The 15,949-nt window shown below is 65.7% G+C and carries 15 protein-coding genes; 3 read left to right on the forward strand and 12 right to left on the reverse strand.

All coding sequences use genetic code 11. The features are described 5' to 3' along the window. Window positions 1-44: 44 nt before the first annotated feature. Both EB835_RS13870 and EB835_RS13875 read right to left on the reverse strand, forming a co-directional pair. Entirely contained in the window at window positions 45-836 is a 792-nt protein-coding gene (locus EB835_RS13870) for a glutamate racemase (protein WP_135810050.1), read from the reverse strand. Next, window positions 833-1,450, reverse strand: coding sequence for an HAD domain-containing protein (locus tag EB835_RS13875; RefSeq protein WP_135810051.1), 618 nt, complete (start codon window positions 1,448-1,450; stop codon window positions 833-835). Before EB835_RS13875 ends, EB835_RS13870 begins: the two co-directional genes overlap by 4 nt. Window positions 1,451-1,581: 131 nt before the next feature. Between EB835_RS13875 and EB835_RS13880 the strand changes: the two genes are divergently transcribed. After that, complete coding sequence (locus tag EB835_RS13880) at window positions 1,582-2,370, forward strand: helix-turn-helix domain-containing protein (protein WP_168216739.1); 789 nt, start codon at window positions 1,582-1,584, stop codon at window positions 2,368-2,370. Window positions 2,371-2,505: 135 nt separating this feature from the next. On the opposite strand, the gene EB835_RS13885 is transcribed toward EB835_RS13880, so the two are convergent. From EB835_RS13885 to EB835_RS13910, 6 genes are all read right to left on the reverse strand, one after another. Beyond that, window positions 2,506-2,910, reverse strand: a complete 405-nt coding sequence (locus tag EB835_RS13885; RefSeq protein WP_135810053.1) for a VOC family protein — start codon at window positions 2,908-2,910, stop codon at window positions 2,506-2,508. A gap of 226 nt (window positions 2,911-3,136) precedes the next feature. Further along, a complete protein-coding gene (locus EB835_RS13890) occupies window positions 3,137-3,532 on the reverse strand; it encodes an acyl-CoA thioesterase (RefSeq protein ID WP_135810054.1) in 396 nt (131 codons plus the stop codon). 100 nt (window positions 3,533-3,632) lie between these two features. Further along, entirely contained in the window at window positions 3,633-4,637 is a 1,005-nt protein-coding gene (locus EB835_RS13895; RefSeq protein WP_135810055.1) for an electron transfer flavoprotein subunit alpha/FixB family protein, read from the reverse strand. Beyond that, window positions 4,634-5,455 (reverse strand): electron transfer flavoprotein subunit beta/FixA family protein, encoded by an 822-nt coding sequence (locus EB835_RS13900; RefSeq protein WP_135810056.1) that lies wholly within the window; start codon window positions 5,453-5,455, stop codon window positions 4,634-4,636. The genes EB835_RS13895 and EB835_RS13900 overlap by 4 nt, the downstream gene beginning before the upstream one ends. Next, a complete protein-coding gene (locus EB835_RS13905; RefSeq protein WP_135810057.1) occupies window positions 5,452-7,971 on the reverse strand; it encodes a GcvT family protein in 2,520 nt (839 codons plus the stop codon). The genes EB835_RS13900 and EB835_RS13905 overlap by 4 nt, the downstream gene beginning before the upstream one ends. A gap of 200 nt (window positions 7,972-8,171) precedes the next feature. Then, window positions 8,172-8,948: an IclR family transcriptional regulator gene (locus tag EB835_RS13910; protein ID WP_135810058.1), complete on the reverse strand. Its 777-nt coding sequence runs from the start codon at window positions 8,946-8,948 to the stop codon at window positions 8,172-8,174. 118 nt (window positions 8,949-9,066) lie between these two features. Here EB835_RS13910 and EB835_RS13915 point away from each other — a divergent pair, with 118 nt between their 5' ends. Beyond that, window positions 9,067-9,816, forward strand: coding sequence for an IclR family transcriptional regulator (locus EB835_RS13915; RefSeq protein WP_135810059.1), 750 nt, complete (start codon window positions 9,067-9,069; stop codon window positions 9,814-9,816). 157 nt (window positions 9,817-9,973) lie between these two features. On the opposite strand, the gene EB835_RS13920 is transcribed toward EB835_RS13915, so the two are convergent. From EB835_RS13920 to EB835_RS13930, 3 genes are all read right to left on the reverse strand, one after another. Then, entirely contained in the window at window positions 9,974-10,930 is a 957-nt protein-coding gene (locus EB835_RS13920; RefSeq protein WP_240688749.1) for a sigma factor-like helix-turn-helix DNA-binding protein, read from the reverse strand. Window positions 10,931-10,972: 42 nt separating this feature from the next. After that, window positions 10,973-11,452, reverse strand: coding sequence for a carboxymuconolactone decarboxylase family protein (locus EB835_RS13925; protein WP_135810060.1), 480 nt, complete (start codon window positions 11,450-11,452; stop codon window positions 10,973-10,975). 118 nt (window positions 11,453-11,570) lie between these two features. Beyond that, the gene (locus tag EB835_RS13930) at window positions 11,571-12,431 is read right to left on the reverse strand and encodes a methylenetetrahydrofolate reductase (protein ID WP_135810061.1); all 861 of its coding nucleotides are present in this window, start codon (window positions 12,429-12,431) and stop codon (window positions 11,571-11,573) included. A 143-nt stretch (window positions 12,432-12,574) separates the two neighbouring features. Here EB835_RS13930 and EB835_RS13935 point away from each other — a divergent pair, with 143 nt between their 5' ends. Further along, the gene (locus EB835_RS13935; protein WP_135810062.1) at window positions 12,575-13,879 is read left to right on the forward strand and encodes a glycine cleavage T C-terminal barrel domain-containing protein; all 1,305 of its coding nucleotides are present in this window, start codon (window positions 12,575-12,577) and stop codon (window positions 13,877-13,879) included. A 458-nt stretch (window positions 13,880-14,337) separates the two neighbouring features. Here EB835_RS13935 and EB835_RS13940 read toward each other — a convergent pair whose 3' ends face one another. Continuing rightward, entirely contained in the window at window positions 14,338-15,798 is a 1,461-nt protein-coding gene (locus tag EB835_RS13940; protein WP_135810063.1) for an APC family permease, read from the reverse strand. Between the last annotated feature and the right edge of the window lie 151 nt (window positions 15,799-15,949).

Genomic DNA, 15,949 nt, shown 5'->3' on the forward strand with positions numbered 1-15,949 from the left:
GCGCCCGAGGTGCTCCGGGCTCGCTGCACCCGGCTGAGTCTGGCTCAGGAGGTCTCTGCCTCTCTGGCCAGCAGCCGCTTGCCCGCCGGGTAGGCGGCCAGCGATTCGGGGAGGCTGAGTCGTCTGCCGGAGGCGAAGGTCGCGAGCACCCGTCCGGTGCCTGGCTGATCATCGTCCACTCCGGCGGGTTCGAGGCCGATGCGGCGCAGGGTCTGTTTGGCAACCGGCATGGGGGAATCGAAGACGGTGAGGGCTCCGGCACGGGCGGCCATGATCCGATCGGCGACGAGTCCGTAGTGAGTGCAGCCGAGCACCACGGTCTCCATCCCGGGCCCCATCTGGGTGAAGGCATCCTCGATGGCGGTATCGATCTTCTCCAGATCGGCCGCGTTGATGGCCTCGGCCAACCCCGGGCAGGCGACCTTGGACACGTGCAGATCGGCGGCGAAGGAGTCGATGAGGTTCTGCTGATACTCGCTTCCCGTGGTCGCCGGTGTCGCCCAGATCGCGAAGTCCTGGCCGGTGCCGGCGGCCATCTTCACCGCCGGAACGACGCCGATGACGGGAATGGCCGGCTCGTAGCGGGCGCGCACGGCTTCGAGCGCCTGCACAGAGGCGGTGTTGCAGGCGATGACGATGGCGTCGGGCTCCCATGCGGCGAGCACCCCGGCCGAATGCAGGGCGCGAGCCTCAAGGGTCTCGGCGCTCAAATTGCCGTAGGGGCTGAAGTCCGGGTCCATGGCGAGGACGAGATCCGCGTCGGGGGCGAGATTGAACAGCGCGTCGGCGGTTCCGAGGAGTCCGAGTCCGGAATCGAGCAGGCCGATGCGCGTCATGAAGTCCCCTTCGGGTCGGATGTCGTCGAATCGTCGGTCATTGAATCGCCGGTCTTCGGGTAGGCGAATTCCCGGATCTCCTTGAGATGAGCCTTCGTCAGGCCGTGGGAGAAGTCGGGGGCGATGAGTTTGAGGCGGTTCGGCGAGTAGCGCCTGAGGAAGTACTCGCGGGTGGCAGGCCAGGCCAGGTCGTCGTCGATCCAGATTGCGCGCCCATGCTCGTGCGTGGACAGCCAGTCCTCCATCGCGCGCGCCTTCCACCACTGCTGCGGATCGTGGGCGAAGCGATTGTGGGTCGTATCCGGCATCTCGATGACATCGAACGAATTGCGCAGACCGAACTTCGGTTCGAGTTCGGACTTGCACCGCTGCGACCAGGTCGACAGCCACACGACGTCGACCTCATGGGTCTCGACGATGCGGTCGAAGAATTCGACGACGGCGGGCCGGTAGTGGAGCTCGTAGTGCCACGCATGCAGCTTCTTCCGCCCCTCTGCCATGCCGCGAAGCTTAGGCACGGGATAGGAGTTGAGGACGCCGTCGACATCGAGGAAGACAGTGACGTGGCGAGCCTGCCTGCGCGCCGATGCCGGCGCCGCGGATGCTGCAGCCATCATTCCTTCCCGTGAGCTCTGGCGTTCGGCCCGAACGAGCCGTCCACGCGTTATTCTGGGGACAGATCGCGCCGCCCGCACCCGATGAACACAGCCGAGTTTACCGCCGAGAGCGTCAAGAGGCCGAGTCCATGTATCGACAGACCCACATCCCGCGTCTGCGGGCGTGTCTGTGGATCTCGGCTCCTGACAAGGCGGATGACCTCGCCGAGGCGGCCGGATCGTCTTCGCTCATCGTTCCCGACGGGTGCATGGACCTCATCGTCCTCAATGGACAGATCGTCATCGCCGGTGCCGATTCCACGGCCCGGATGTTTCACGGTTCGGCCGCCCCGACCGTGGGCCTGCGCTTCGACTCCGGCGTGCTTCCGCAGCTGCTGACCACCTCGGCGGGAGAACTGGCCGACCGGGTGACGCCCCTTGACGCGGTGCTCAGACGCACGAAATTCGAGGTGCGGGGCACGGGCGAGGGAGGAATCCGGGGTGCAGATGAGGGCGGGATCCGGAGCACGGATGGGGACGCAGCCGCCTCGGTGACGGGAGCTGCTCGCGCCCTGCTCGACGCGGCCTGTGGTCTGTCGGACCGGGCATCACTCGATCCGCGGCCGATGGCCTTGGCCGAGCGCCTGGACGTGCGGTCAGGCGTGTGGTTGGGCGACCGGCTCGGCGCAGGGACGGGCACGCCGTCGCAGAGCGTCGCCGAGGCGGCCGCCGACTTCGGATATTCGACCCGGCAGCTGCGCCGGTTGAGCGCGGAATGGTTCGGCTACGGCCCCAAACATCTCGCGAAGATCCTGCGTTGGCAGGCCGCGCGAGACCTCATCGATTCGGGCCGGTCGCGCACGGCGGCTGCGGCTGAGGTCGGGTATGCCGACGCCGCTCACCTGCGTCGCGACGAGCGCTCACTCATCGGGTCATGATGCTCTCGGTCACCGCAGATGGGATGTGGCCTCGCTCATCGGCAACGGAGTCGACGGTCGCTCACCGGCGATGGGATGAGCATTCGCTCACCTGCTGAGGAGGCGGACGGCCTCAGTTGAGGGCGGCGAAAGGCCTCAGCGGAGGGCAGCGAAGAGGTCGACCTTGTTGCCGTCGGGATCGGAGACCACGGCATAGCGCTGGCCCCAGAACGCGTCCCAGGGTTCGTGGACGATTCCGGCCACGGGATCTGTGCCCTCATCGCCACGGCCGGTGAGCTGGGCGAATGTCGCATCGACCGCCTCGGCGGTGGCGCAGTCGAAGGCCAAGGACATCTTGTGTCCGCCGGTCGGCCAGGACCATTCGGGATCGATGCTGAGCATGACCGCCTCGGTGTCGAGGAGAATCCGCAGGGAACCGGAGGTGAACTCGGTGTGCGGGGCGTCCGGGCCGCCGTCGGCGAGCTCGAGGCCGAGCGCGGTGTAGAAGGTGACGGCGGCGGGCATATCTGAAGTGATGATGGAGATCGCGTCGAGTTTCATGACTTCAGACTAGGCGGACGGACGCGGCGCCGGCTTGAACGAATCGGCCATCCCTGCGCGGACGTCTGACTATTCTCGCGGTGCTTGGGTGGTCGAAATGGTCACGCTGGGTGGGCAAAATGGTCACGCCCCATCGCGGGTTTTCGTGACCATTTCGCCCACCCAAGACGGCGGTCTGTGAACCCAGTCTCTGTGCTGGCTCTGTGCTGACCGACGCGTTCGGGACTCAGCTCTGCAGGTAGGGCTCGAAGAGTTCTCGCAGCTCGGGAGGGAGTGGGGTGGGCTTCGCGGCCTCGCGATCGATGTGCACGAGCACGCAGTCGTGGTCGAAGACCTGACGTCCGTCCTGGTCACCACGAGTGTTGACGGTGAACGAGGAATTGCCGAGCTTCTTCACCGTCACGGTCATCTTCAGTTCGGGGCCGTACATGACGGGAACGAGATAGTCGATGGTCTGACGGGCGACGAGCAGCCCGCCGCCGGTGATGTGACCGGCGCGGATCTCATGCATCCAGCGCACGCGGCATTCCTCGATGAGTGTGATCATCTTTGCGTTGTTGACGTGGCCGAGCAGGTCCTGGTCCGACCAGCGCACTTCGGGTGAGAGTTCGAACGTGGCCATGACTGCCTCCGGAAGCTGATAGGGAACAAAGTCTGAACGATCGTTCCATAGTTAACCAGTTTGCGGACGGTCACGGAAATTGCTCCCATGGCAAGGAGACTCAGCCGCGGCGGCGGACGATCTCCTCGTTCACGGCTCCGACCACCTCGTGGAGGTCGCCGATGATCGCATAGTCGGCACGTTGGACCATCGTGGACTCCTCGTCGGTGTTGATCGCCACGAGCGTCTTCGCCCCCTCGATCCCCGCCATGTGCTGGATCGCTCCGGAGATGCCGCAGGCGATGTAGACGTCGGGGGAGATGCGACTGCCGGTCTGGCCGACCTGCTCGGCGTGCGGTCGCCAGCCGAGGCCGGTGACCACGCGGGAGACGCCCAAGGCCCCGCCGAGGTGGTCGACGAGATCGAGGGCTTCGGAGAACCCGTTTTCCGAACCGACGCCGCGACCGGCCCCGACCACGGCCCTTGCCGAGGTCAGTCCGGATGCGTCATCGGCGGCCTCGACCTCGGTGCGCTGGACTCGGGTGGCCAGGTCCGCCTCGGCGACGGTGAGGTCGTAGTCATAGACCTCCGGGTCGATCGGGGTGGTCTCTTCCGGGGTGCAGGCGTGACCGGCGATGGTGAGCACGTGCAGGTCGCCGTCGAGGCGGAGCCGCTCGAACGCGGTGCCGCCGTGGACCTGCCGCAGCAGACCCTCCTCGTCGCAGGCGATGACGTTGGCGGCCATGCGGGCGCCCGCGCGGACCGCGGCGTGGGCCATGAGCTCCATGCCGCGCGGGGTGCCGGAGGCCAGCAGCATCCCGGACTCCGGGGTGATGTCGACGATCGCCTGTGCCCAGGCCGGAGCCGAATAGGCCTCGAGGTCCGGATGTTCGAGATGATGGATGACGCTCACCCCGAGCCGCCCCAGCTCGGCCACGGCGGAATCGCTGAGCGGCCCGATCACCACCCCCTCCGTGCTACCTGACGGCGGCTCAGCAACCCCGCGCGGGGTTGCTGAGCCGCCGTCAGGTAGCAAATTGGGGTGGGTGCGGGCGAAGGTGACGGCCTCGGCGGAGGTGAGAGTCACCTTGCCTGCCGCGTCCGTTTCGACGAAGACGTGAGTCATGGCCGGATCACTCCGATCTCTTCGAGCACATCGACCAGGGCGGGGGCCGCCTCCGGGCCCTCGCCGAGGATGGTCACCGAACTCGCTTTCACTTCCGGCAGTTCGAGTCGGATCCGGGGATTGCCCGTCCCGGGTTCGGGGGCGTCGTACTCGACGATCGCCGCCTTCTTCGCCTTCATCCGCCCGGTGATCGAGGGATAGCGCGGGTCGACTCCTCCCTCGTGGACGGCGATGACGGCAGGCAGGTCGAGTGCGAAGATCTCGGTGCCGTCCGGGCCGATCCCGCGGGCTTCGATGCTGCCCGAGCTGCGCTCGCCGCCTCCTGGGTCCGTGCCCGAGCTGTTGTCACCATCAGCAACGGTGATCGTCTGAATGTTCGTGAGCACGGGGTATCCGAGGTCGTATGCCAGCCGGATCCCGACCTGGAAATCCCCGGTGTCGGCGGCATCGTCACCGGTGAGGACGAGATCGAAGGTCTGCCCCGCCTCGGCGCGATCGCGAACGACATCACCGATGACCTGCGCAATGTCCTCAGGGCCGAAGACGGACGGGGCGGCGGCCTCGACGAGGATTCCGTCGTTCGCGCCCACGGCCACGGCCGCCCTCAGCTGCTCGACCGCCTCGGCGGGACCGACCGTGAGCACCGTGACCGTCCCACCGGTCGCGGCCGCGGTCTGGATCGCGATCTCGACCGCGCATTCCTCATGTGAGGACATCGCGTGGCCGAGCCCGGATTCGTCGATCCCGGTCCCGGTGCCGTCGAGGGTGACGGCCCCGGCGATATCGGGGATGCGTTTGATGCACACGAGCACGTTCACGGCTGCCTCCTGATGCACTCGTTGTCGGGATCGAACAGCGGTGTCGAATCGATCGACGCCACCGTGACGGGAAAGAACTCCTCCATGTACACGACCTGCAATCGGTTGCCGAGCACCGCCTCGGCAGGTGGGAGGAACGCCATGAGCACATGCTTGCCCAGGCTCGGAGCCGACCCCGCCGAGGTGACATAAGCATGGCGTCCGTGCCCGTCGACCAGAGGCTCACCGCTCGCTGCCACGATGGGTTCCCCGCCGAGCATGTACCGTCTCTCCCCGCTCGCCGAGGTGTGGTCATCGACCGTGAGCGAACACAGCACCGTCTTCGGCTCTTCCTCACGGTGGCGCAGGTGCGCGGCTCTGCCGATGAAATCCTGAGCCTTCACCTTCGGACGGCTCATCCCGACCTCGACGACGGTGCGTTCGGAATCGAGCTCTGCCCCGAACGCCCGGTAGCCCTTTTCGATCCGACCGGTCGTGCTGTAGACGCCGAGGCCGACGGGGATCAGCCCGTGGTCCTGACCGGCCTCGAAGAGCACATCCCAGAGCCTCAGGCCGGATTCCATCGGCACGTAGAGCTCCCAGCCGAGATCGCCGACATAGGAGATCCGAGAGGCGAGGACCTCGAGCGAACCGATTTCGATCGTCCGGGCCGTTCCGAACTTGAACCCCTCATGGGAGACATCGGCACTGGTGAGCTCGCCGAGGATGTCGCGGGCTCGCGGTCCCCACAGGCCGATCGTCGTCCACGAGCTCGTGAGGTCGGCGATCTGCGCGCCCGTATCGGGCAGCCGATCGGCGAACCATTTCACGTCGACCATTCCGTGGGCGGCACCGGTGACGACACGGAACCGGTCGTGGTCCAGACGCATGATCGTCAGGTCCGAGCGGAATCCGCCGCGCTCATCGAGGATCGGAGTGTAGACGACGCGGCCGATGGCCACATCCATCTGCGCCAGAGCGATGGCCTGGACCGCGTCGAGGGCCGCGGGTCCGAACACGTCGAAGATGACGAAGCTGGAGAGATCGACGAGTCCGGCGCGCTGCCGCAGCGCGAGGTGCTCGGCGTTGATGATCGGGGACCACCAACGGGAGTCCCATTCGGCGCTGCGGTCCATGACGGCGTCACCGAACTCCTCGACCAGACCGGCATTCGACTCATACCACTGCGGGCGCTCCCACCCGCCGGCTTCGAAGAACACCGCTCCAAGCTCCGCCTCACGCTGCCACATCGGTGAGCGGCGCACATCGCGATCGGAGCTCCACTGCTCGGACGGGTGGACGATTCCGTAGGTTTTGTTGAAGGCTTCAGAGGTCCGGGCCCTGACATGGGCACGGGTGCGCTGATGGGCGTGGAAACGAGCGATGTCCGCACCTTGGACGTCGATCTCGGGCAACCCGTTCGTCATCCATTCGGCCACCGCCCGTCCGACGCCGGGGCCTTCCTTGACCCATACGGCTGCTGCCGACCACAGGCCTGCCACCTGCGGTGATTCGCCGAGGATGGGTGGCCCGTCCGGGGTCAGGGAGAGCAGGCCGTTGATGGCGTAGCGGATCTCGACGTCCGGGTTCGACAGCACTTCGGGCATGAGTTCGACGGCCTGTTCGAGCTGCGGATCGAAGTCCTCGTCCGTGAACGGCATCTCCGTAGGGGAGAGCTTCGCGGCCTCGATCGAGGGGATCTCGTCGGGGTCGTGGAGAATCGGCCGGTGCGCATACGAACCGATCTCCATATCGGAGCCGTGCTGACGTTCATAGCAGAAGGTATCCATGTCCCGCACGATCGGAAACGAGATCTCGCCGGGACGTGCGGCCAGCTGCGGGACCGGTCCGACGCTGATCATCTGATGGACCGCCGGCGTCAGCGGAATCGCCGCCCCGGCCATCGCCGCGATGCGCGGAGACCAGACTCCGCAGGCGATGAGGATCCGGTTCGTCGCGATCTCACCTTTCGTGGTGTGCACGCGTACGACCTGACCGTGATCGACATCGATTCCGGTCACCTCGGTGTTGGGCGAGACCGTGAGCGCTCCCTTCGCTTCTGCGGACTCGCGCATCATCGTGCCCGCCCGCACCGAATCGACGACCCCGACTGTCGGGGTCCAGAGGGCCCCGATAATGACCTCGGGATCGAGGAACGGCACCTTCTCGGCGACCTCAGCCGGGGAGACGAGGGAGGATTCGATGCCCCAGGCGCGGGCGGATGCCATACGCCTCCGCAGCTCCTCCATGCGCTCTTCGGTGCGGGCGACTTCGAAGCCGCCGGACTCGGTGAAGACGCCGAGCTCCTTGTACTGGCGCATGCTGTCGAGGGTGAGGTCGGCGATCTCACGCGAATGGTCCACGGGGAAGATGAAGTTCGAGGCGTGGCCGGTCGAGCCACCCGGATTCGGCAGCGGACCCTTGTCGACCTGGACGATGTCGGTCCATCCGAGTTCGGCGAGGTGATGGACGAGGCTGTTGCCCACGATGCCGGCTCCGACGACGACGACGCTGGCTTGGGCGGGGACGGAAGCCATGAGCAGGCTCCTCTCTGAAGGCATCTTCACCTTCACCGGCATAGTTGCGAATTATGCAACGTTGCGCGCTATGTGGAACTGCGTACCATGATCGTCCTCCGCCGAGGAGGGTGTGTCAAGAGGTTCTTCCGCGCCGTCATCGCGTGGTTGAGCGGCAGCGACGCGCGGGCTGGTTCAGCCCACGGGGCGACCGAAGTCCTTCAGTGTTCGCGCCAGCCGAGGCGGGCGGAGATATCGGCGGCAGCCTGAATGAGCAGCTCTCTGGCCGAGGTGACCTTGTCCGCGGTGAAGCGGAAGCTCGGTCCCGATGCCGAGATCGATGCGATGACATCGCTGTGGGCGTTGCGCACGGGAGCGGACACCGCGGTGAGCCCGACCTCGAGCTCATCGATGACGAGCGAGGACCCGGTGGCGGCGACCTCGGCGATCTGGGTCAGCAGCTGCGGAATCGACGTCACGGTGTGCGGGGTGTAGCGGGTCGGTTCTGCGCCCAAGGTCTCACGGATGCTCGTGTCGCTCAGGCCGGAGAGCAGGACCTTGCCGTTGGAGGTCGCATGCAGCGGAATGCGCTGACCGACCCAGTTGTGGCTCTGCACCGAGGCGGTCGACGCCGCCTGGTCGAGGTAGAGGGCGGCGCCGTCGGAGAGGACGGCGACGTTGATCGTCTCACCGGTCGCCTCGGCGAGCATCTTGGCGATCGGTCGGGCCTCCTGGACGATGTCGAGACGTGCCGTGGTCGCTCCGGCGAGGCGGAGGATGGCCAGGCCGAGCCGGTACCTGCCGCGATGGTGGTCCTGTTCGACGAGGCCGCGAGCTTCGAGAGTGGAGACGATGCGCGAAGCCGTCGATTTGTGCACCCCGAGTTCACCGGCGATCTCGGTGATCCCGGCGAGCCCCGTGCGGGCGATGATCTCAAGGATCGTCACGGCCCGATCCACGGATTGGACGCTGCCCGAGCCCGCTTCACTGTTGCTCATTTCGAAACTGTAACTCACACCTCGCAACCCGACCAGAGGCTGAGAGCGTGGGGTAGGGTGAGTGCGGTCGGTGGACCTCGATGCCACCGGCGCCCTTTCCCCGACGGAGCTGAGCACGATGAGCAATGGGACCCAGTCGATCGACCGGGCGGCCGAAATACTGTCGCTGGTCGTCAGATCAGACGCCCCGATCTCCTACACCGAGGTGGTCGAAGAGACCGCATTGGCCCGATCGACGGTCTCGCGCCTGCTCTCCGCTCTCGAGCGAAACGGCCTGGTCGAACGCGACGGCGACGGCCTCTACCGCGGCGGATCGCTGTTCGCGACCTATGCGTCCCGCTTCGACCGGGTGGAGAATCTCGTCTCCGCAGCCGACCCGACCCTGCAGCGCCTGAGCGAGGAGACCGGCGAGACGGTCAACCTCGCGATGCCGGGACCCAAGGGCGTCGTGCAGGTCGCTCAGGTCGATTCGACCTTCGTCCTCGGCGCCACGAACTGGGCCGATGTCGAGGTTCCGCCGCACTGCTCTGCTCTGGGCAAGGTCATGTTCGCCCATGACGTGATTCCGCTGCCGACCGGTCGGCTCGAACGTCGCACCGATAAGACCCTGGGCTCACGCAGGGAACTCACCGATGACCTCGCCAGGGTGCGCGAACGCGGATTCGCCATCGTGCACGAAGAGTTCGAGATCGGCCTCGACGCGCTGGCCGCACCGGTATTCGGCATCGACGGCGATGTCGTTGCGGCTGTAGGAATCTCCGGACCGACGATGCGCATCGCCGAACACCACGACCGCCTCGGTGCGCTGCTGGCCGATGAGGCGGGCCTGCTCTCGCGCACCCTCAAACGCAAGGTCACCCACCGGTAGACGGACGGTCGGCCACCAGGAGGCGGACGGACGCTCACCCGCCAGGAGGCGGGCGGATGGTCACCGGGAGGCGAGCGGTCCGCCGGCGGTAAGCGGACGGCCGGTCGGCCAGCGCTCGGAACGTCACCAAAGCACAGAGACGGCCGGGCATCCGTGGTCACCGCAGACGGCCGGTGCGCACTCGTTCCAGTTTGAACGGGTTGTTCACTTGTCGCAGACCTGTCACGAGACCGGTGTCGTCGACCTCGACGGCAAGCACTCGCACTGCCCCGTCCTTGGCGATTCCGATGGCTGCTTCGCCGTTGACGTCGATGATTCCGGAAACCTGCTGGCTGCTGGGGTCGCTCGAATCGAATACGGCGGCGAAGAAGCGAATGATCCGATCGATGCCGAAGAGCGGGTTGCGGGTTGCCGGGACCTGACCTCCGCCGTCGCTCCAGAAGATGGCATCGTCTGCCAGCAGCAGGCGCAGTGCTGTGCTCTGATCACCAGAGCGGATCGCATCGACGAGGCGGTCGATCACCTGCCGGTTGCCGGAGCGCGATACGTGTCCGCCGAGGTCGAGTCGCCGTTCGGCTCGGGAGATCATCTGCCGGACAGCGGCGGCAGACTTGTCCAAGATCAACGAGATCTCGCCCGTGGGGACGTCGAACGCGCGAGCGAGGACCACGGCGGCTCTGGCTTCGGGAGTGAGCTGCTCGGCCAGATGCAGCAAGGTCACCGACAGCAGCTCCCTGTTTGCCAGGGCCTCGTCGGGAAGCGCCTCGGTCGCAACCGGCTCAGGCAGCCACGAGCCGGGGTACTCCTCTCTGATGCTGTCGAGGTGCCGCGCCTGGTCGATCGACCGGCGAACACAGACCGTCGTCATCCACCCGGGCCAGGAACGCACAGTGCTCCTGCCGGTGCCATGCGAAGGCTCACTCGACTCGCAGGCGTCATCGGAGTGATCGTCGGCGGGCTTCCGCTCCTGGACGACCGCAGCGATTCCGACCTCGGAGACGATGTCTTCGGCCAGCCCGACATCCCCGAGCATGCGATAGGCGATACCGAAGAGACGGCCGCGATGGGCCTCCCAGGCGCGGGTCGCCGGCGATTCGGTGTCAGGGGCGTTCACATGCACCAATGTAGACCACGCTCGAGCCTCAACTGTCTCGCTTCACGGCTGTTCGTCGGACACAGGCGATGCAGCGGACTCCGCCTCTGCCGGTGGTGTGGTCTCGGTGCTGATCGCCAGACGGTTCCACACGTTGATCGTTGCGATTCCGAGCAGCAGGTCACCGAGCTCCTCGGGCGTGAAATGACGCGCAGCCGCCTCCCAGATCTCATCGGTCACGGAATCCGGACCGATCCGGGTCACCGCGTCGGTGAGGGCGAAGACGCTGCGCTCGCGGTCGTCGAAGATCGGTCCGGCATGCTGCCAGGCGGCGACATTGACGACCTTGCGCGACGAGACTCCGTTGGCGATGAGATCGCTTGAGTGCATGTCGACGCAGTATCCGCATCCGTTGACGATGGAGGCGCGCAGCTTCACGAAGTCGTAGAGTTCGGTGCCGAGTGCCCGTCTGCAGTATGAGTCCATATGGGCGACCGAAGCGTAGGCCTTCGTGTTCATCTGGTCGAGGCTGATGCGTGTCATGGGATCCCTTTCGCTTGATGCGTTCGCGGCGGGCGAGTCTTCTGCCCGTCACTCTGTGTGTCGGATCGGGATCGCGATGTGTGACATCTGATGGTCGGATCGGCTGCCTCGGCGCCTCTCACCAGGCAGTCGTGACCTCTTCGGCGCCGCCGAGCGCCGCGAGCTGCTTGCGGCGCCAGAGCTCGGTGTCCTTGATCTGGTTGAACGTATAGATGTGCAGGCCGGCGACACCCATGGCCGGGTCGTCGAGGACCGGGGTGATCTTGTCGAGGAACTTGCGCGGATTGTAGCCGCCGGGCTTGGCCATCCGTGTGAACGTCGTCGTGTTCTTGCGCAGGAACCGTGTGGACTCGCCTACCCCGATCTTCGTCGCGACTCGGGCGAGTTTCGCCAGCTCCACCTTGCCGGAGATGCCGAGGACGAGCGGCAGTTCGATGCCGCGTGACCGCACCCGTGCCACCCAGGATGCGACGATGGTCGGATCGAAGCAGAGGTTCGACACCAGGTGCGTGGCGTAGTCGCGTTTGTCCCACATCGCTTGGACGGTCACGTCATCAGGGATGATCGGGTGTGATTCCGGGTAGGCGCTGACGCCGATGTGTCGGAACGGTGCGGCCATGGAAGAGAGATCGACGAGGAGGTCGTGCGCGCCGACGTACCCGCCGGCAGGGGGCGTGGCGTCCCCCGCGGGGACGAAGACTCGGTCCACAGCCGCCTCGGCGAGGCGATCGACGATCTCCGTGAGCTCGGGTCTGCCGTGGATCATCCGTGCCGCGAGATGGGGTACGGCGCGGAAGCCCAAAGCCTGGAGCTGCTCGGCCGTGGACAGGGTCGCCTCGAGGGTCAGCCCCGTCGACGCGGTCACCGTGATCTCGCGGCCGGGTGCCACGTACTCCTCGATGCGTTCGACGATTCCGGCTGTGGGCAGAACCTCGTAGCGGGCGGTGCTCAAAAGCCTGCGCAGCGTTGACTGTGACATCCTCGTCTCCTTCTCGGAGGTCGATTCATGAAACTCGGGGTGCGAGTCCCTTGCGTCCCGGTGTCTTCGATCTTACACTCATTATACCCATGATATGGGAATTGAGTTCCATAATATAGAACTGTGCAAGCAGGGGGAACACCATGGACAACAACGTCCCGACAGTGGACCAAAGCGACAGAGAAGTCCCGATCAACCTACGTCAGTCCGGCCCCACTCCGGTGGAAATGCTCATCGACACCCGCGTCCGCAAGTCCCCTTATTGGGAACTGTCCATGCAGCAGGGATGCTGGCGGGCGTCGATCTACAACCGGATGTACCACCCGCGTGGCTACATCCCCCGCGACGAGGGCGGGATGATGGCCGAATATCAGCCCCTCGTCAACGATGTGACCCTGTGGAACGTCGCCGTCGAACGGCAGATCCAGGTCAAGGGTCCCGATGCCGAGGCGTTCGTCAACTTCGTCATCACCCGTGACGCGACGAAGATCCCGGTCATGCGTGCCCGCTATGTCATCCTGTGCAACGAAGCCGGCGGTATCCTCAACGATCCGATCCTGCTGCGGGTCGGCATCGACGAGTTCTGGTTCAGCCTCTCCGACACCGACCTCATGCTCTGGCTGCAGGGGGTCAATGTCGGCGGCAGGTTCGACGTCACGATCCAGGAGATCGACGTCGCGCCTGTGCAGGTCCAGGGGCCGAAGTCCGTCGATGTCATCGTCGACCTCGTCGGAGAGGAAGGACGCACACTGCCGAGTTTCGGGCTCATGGAGGCTCAGGTCGGCGGCCGCGACGTCATCATCTCCCAGACCGGATTCACCGGCGAGAAGGGCTACGAGATCTACCTCAAGGATGCGACGAAGTACGCCGAGGATATGTGGAACGCCGTCCTGGCAGCCGGCGAGCCGTACAACCTCAGGGTCGTCGCCCCCAGCCACCTCCGCAGGATCGCCGCCGGCATCCTCTCGTGGGGCCAGGACATGGACTTCGAGACGCTCCCGTTCCAGGTCAACCTGTCCTACCAGGTGCCGCGGAAGAAGGAGGCCGACTATATCGGAAAGACCCGGCTCGAGGAGGTCCGCGGACTCATCGAAGCCGGGACCCCGCCGTATCGGACGCAGCTGGTGGGTCTGCTGGTCGGCGGCAAGCCGATCACGGACTATGCGCCGGACTTCTGGCTCGTGTCTGCCAGCGCCGACGGTGAGGCCGTGGGCTACGTGACCTCCCCGTGGTACTCGCCGGAGCTCGAGGCGAACATCGCCATGGCTCATGTGCCGGTCGAATCGACGGCATTGGGCACCGAGTTCTGGGTGCATCTGCCGGAGCCGTTCGCGGATACTCCGGGAGTCCCGGTCCGCGCCGAGGTCGTCGAGATGCCGTTCCGTCCGAGCGTGAACCCCAACCAGCGTGAGCGTCTGAAGACAAAGGGCCTCGACGCCGCCGTGTGAGGCGGGTTCTGGCACTCCCGGGACCGAGCGCCTTTCGCCCCAGGACCGAGCGCGGTCGCCGTTGCGCAAAGCCGGCGGCCGCGTTCGTATGTCTGTGCGCATGTGGGGCTGGCCGTAACTGCCTCTGCAGAGCGTCGGCATCAGGCACCGTCGGCGCCGAATCCTCCTCGCGGCGGACGGGCATCAGGCACCGTCAGCGCCGAATCCTACCGTCGGCTCTCTTTTGCCGCGGTTCTTCGGTGCTGCGCGTGGGAGCATCCCGCACCGTAACCACCATTGTGCATCCGCAGTGACTTCTCCTACAGGCACCAAGGAATCCCTCACCGTCAGCGCCTCATCACCCTGTTGCAAAGGGGTGATGAGTCCCTAGCGGTGAGGAGCGCGGCCAACGGTGAGGGATGCCCGGCACGCGCCGGCCCCGCATCCCGCGCCGGCCCCGCATCCCGCGCGGCCGCCGATCACTTCTTGCGCAGTGACTTCACCTTCGCGAGGAGCTCGACCTCGGCGTTCGGGCCGGCCTTGATGCCGGTGGGCAGCCTGAACATGAACCAGATGCCGACGAGCAGCCAGACTGCGAACCCGACCCACGACTGCCAGGCCAGCTGAGCCGAGACCGGCGTGATCGGGATGTAGAGGATGAACAGGATGAGCGTGAGCACGGAAGAGATCACGCCGATGATCACTCCGCCGCCGCGCTGACCGCCGACGCGCAGGGGGCGTTCCATGTTCGGTTCGCGCTTGCGCAGGACGAGGAAGCCGACGCTGACGAGGAAGTAGGCGATGACGATGGCCGGCGAGCCGGCATCGACGATCCAGCCCAGCGCCGCGGTGCCGAAGAACGGTGCGATCGCCGAGAGGATGCCGATGAAGATGATGGCATTCGACGGGGTGCGGTACTTCGGGTGCAGCTTGCCGAACCACTTCGGGATCATGCCTGCCGCCGCCATCGCCCACATCAGCCGGGAGGAGCCCATGAGGAATGCGTTCCACGAGGTGATGATTCCGGCGAGCCCGCCGGCGATGACGATCTTGCCCCAGATGGCCGAGTCGAACATGATCGACAGCGCGTCTGCGGTGACGAGGTCGTGGGTGCCCAGCTGATCGGCCGGCATCGCCATCGAGGTGGTGCCGATGATGATGATGTAGAAGATGATGGCCATGATGACCGAGAGCACGACGAGCTTGCCGATCTTCGCCGGAGGAAGTTTGACCTCCTCGGCGGATTGGGGGATGACGTCGAAGCCGACGAAGAGGAACGGGACGACGGCCATGACGCCGATGAAACCGGCCCCGCCGCCGGTGAACAGAGGTTCGGTGTTCTCGAGGTCGCCGCCGACGAATCCGCCGGTCAGCAGCATGAGGCCGACGATGATGAGGAACCACACCACGAAGGTCTGGACCATGGATGCGATCTTGACGCCGCGGATGTTGACCCAGGCGATGACGATCGCAGTGATCGTGCCGACGAGAGCCCAAGTGAGGTAGACGTCGAAGCCGGCGACATTCCAGAGCTTGATCTGCTCGAGGTTCGGGAACAGGTAGACGGCGGTCTTCGGCACCGAGACCGCTTCGAACATGACGACGCTGATGTAGCCGCCGGTGATCGCCCATGAACCGAACAGGGACACTCGCGGGCCCATCGCCCTGATGAGGTAGTTGTGCTCGCCGCCGGCATGCGGCATCGCCGCGACCATCTCCGAATACACGGTGCCGACGAAGCACATGATGATTCCACCGACGGCGAAGGCGATGATGGCCCCTAGCGTGCCCGCCCCATTGAGCCATTCTCCGGTGAGCACGACCCAGCCGAAGCCGATCATGGCACCGAAGCCGATGAAGAGTGCGTCGACCGTGCCGAGTGCCCGGACGAAGCCGTGCCCTCGATCGCCGGTGACCGTCTGGGTATCAGGTTGACTCATGAGTTTCCTCGAGACTTCTCTGTGGACGAACGAACAGATGCTGGACAGTGCCGCGAGCACAAGCCGAATCGCGGCAGTTCTGATAAGGCAGAGTAGCAGGATTCTGACTGTTACTGGTGAGTTGTCTGCGTGCGGTTCCATCCCGAGCGAA

The organism is Brevibacterium sp. S22, assembly GCF_004745485.1.
Taxonomy (GTDB): Bacteria; Actinomycetota; Actinomycetes; order Actinomycetales; family Brevibacteriaceae; genus Brevibacterium.

Bases quoted from the DNA above. Each gene is read 5' to 3' on its own strand.
- EB835_RS13880 (WP_168216739.1), top strand. From the start codon at position 1,582: ATGTATCGACAGACCCACATCCCGCGTCTGCGGGCGTGTCTGTGGATC.
- EB835_RS13930 (WP_135810061.1), bottom strand. From the start codon at position 12,431: ATGTCACAGTCAACGCTGCGCAGGCTTTTGAGCACCGCCCGCTACGAG.
- EB835_RS13915 (WP_135810059.1), top strand. From the start codon at position 9,067: ATGAGCAATGGGACCCAGTCGATCGACCGGGCGGCCGAAATACTGTCG.
- EB835_RS13940 (WP_135810063.1), bottom strand. From the start codon at position 15,798: ATGAGTCAACCTGATACCCAGACGGTCACCGGCGATCGAGGGCACGGC.
- EB835_RS13895 (WP_135810055.1), bottom strand. From the start codon at position 4,637: ATGACTCACGTCTTCGTCGAAACGGACGCGGCAGGCAAGGTGACTCTC.
- EB835_RS13890 (WP_135810054.1), bottom strand. From the start codon at position 3,532: ATGGCCACGTTCGAACTCTCACCCGAAGTGCGCTGGTCGGACCAGGAC.
- EB835_RS13935 (WP_135810062.1), top strand. From the start codon at position 12,575: ATGGACAACAACGTCCCGACAGTGGACCAAAGCGACAGAGAAGTCCCG.
- EB835_RS13905 (WP_135810057.1), bottom strand. From the start codon at position 7,971: ATGGCTTCCGTCCCCGCCCAAGCCAGCGTCGTCGTCGTCGGAGCCGGC.
- EB835_RS13910 (WP_135810058.1), bottom strand. From the start codon at position 8,948: ATGAGCAACAGTGAAGCGGGCTCGGGCAGCGTCCAATCCGTGGATCGG.
- EB835_RS13870 (WP_135810050.1), bottom strand. From the start codon at position 836: ATGACGCGCATCGGCCTGCTCGATTCCGGACTCGGACTCCTCGGAACC.
- EB835_RS13875 (WP_135810051.1), bottom strand. From the start codon at position 1,450: ATGGCTGCAGCATCCGCGGCGCCGGCATCGGCGCGCAGGCAGGCTCGC.
- EB835_RS13925 (WP_135810060.1), bottom strand. From the start codon at position 11,452: ATGACACGCATCAGCCTCGACCAGATGAACACGAAGGCCTACGCTTCG.
- EB835_RS13885 (WP_135810053.1), bottom strand. From the start codon at position 2,910: ATGAAACTCGACGCGATCTCCATCATCACTTCAGATATGCCCGCCGCC.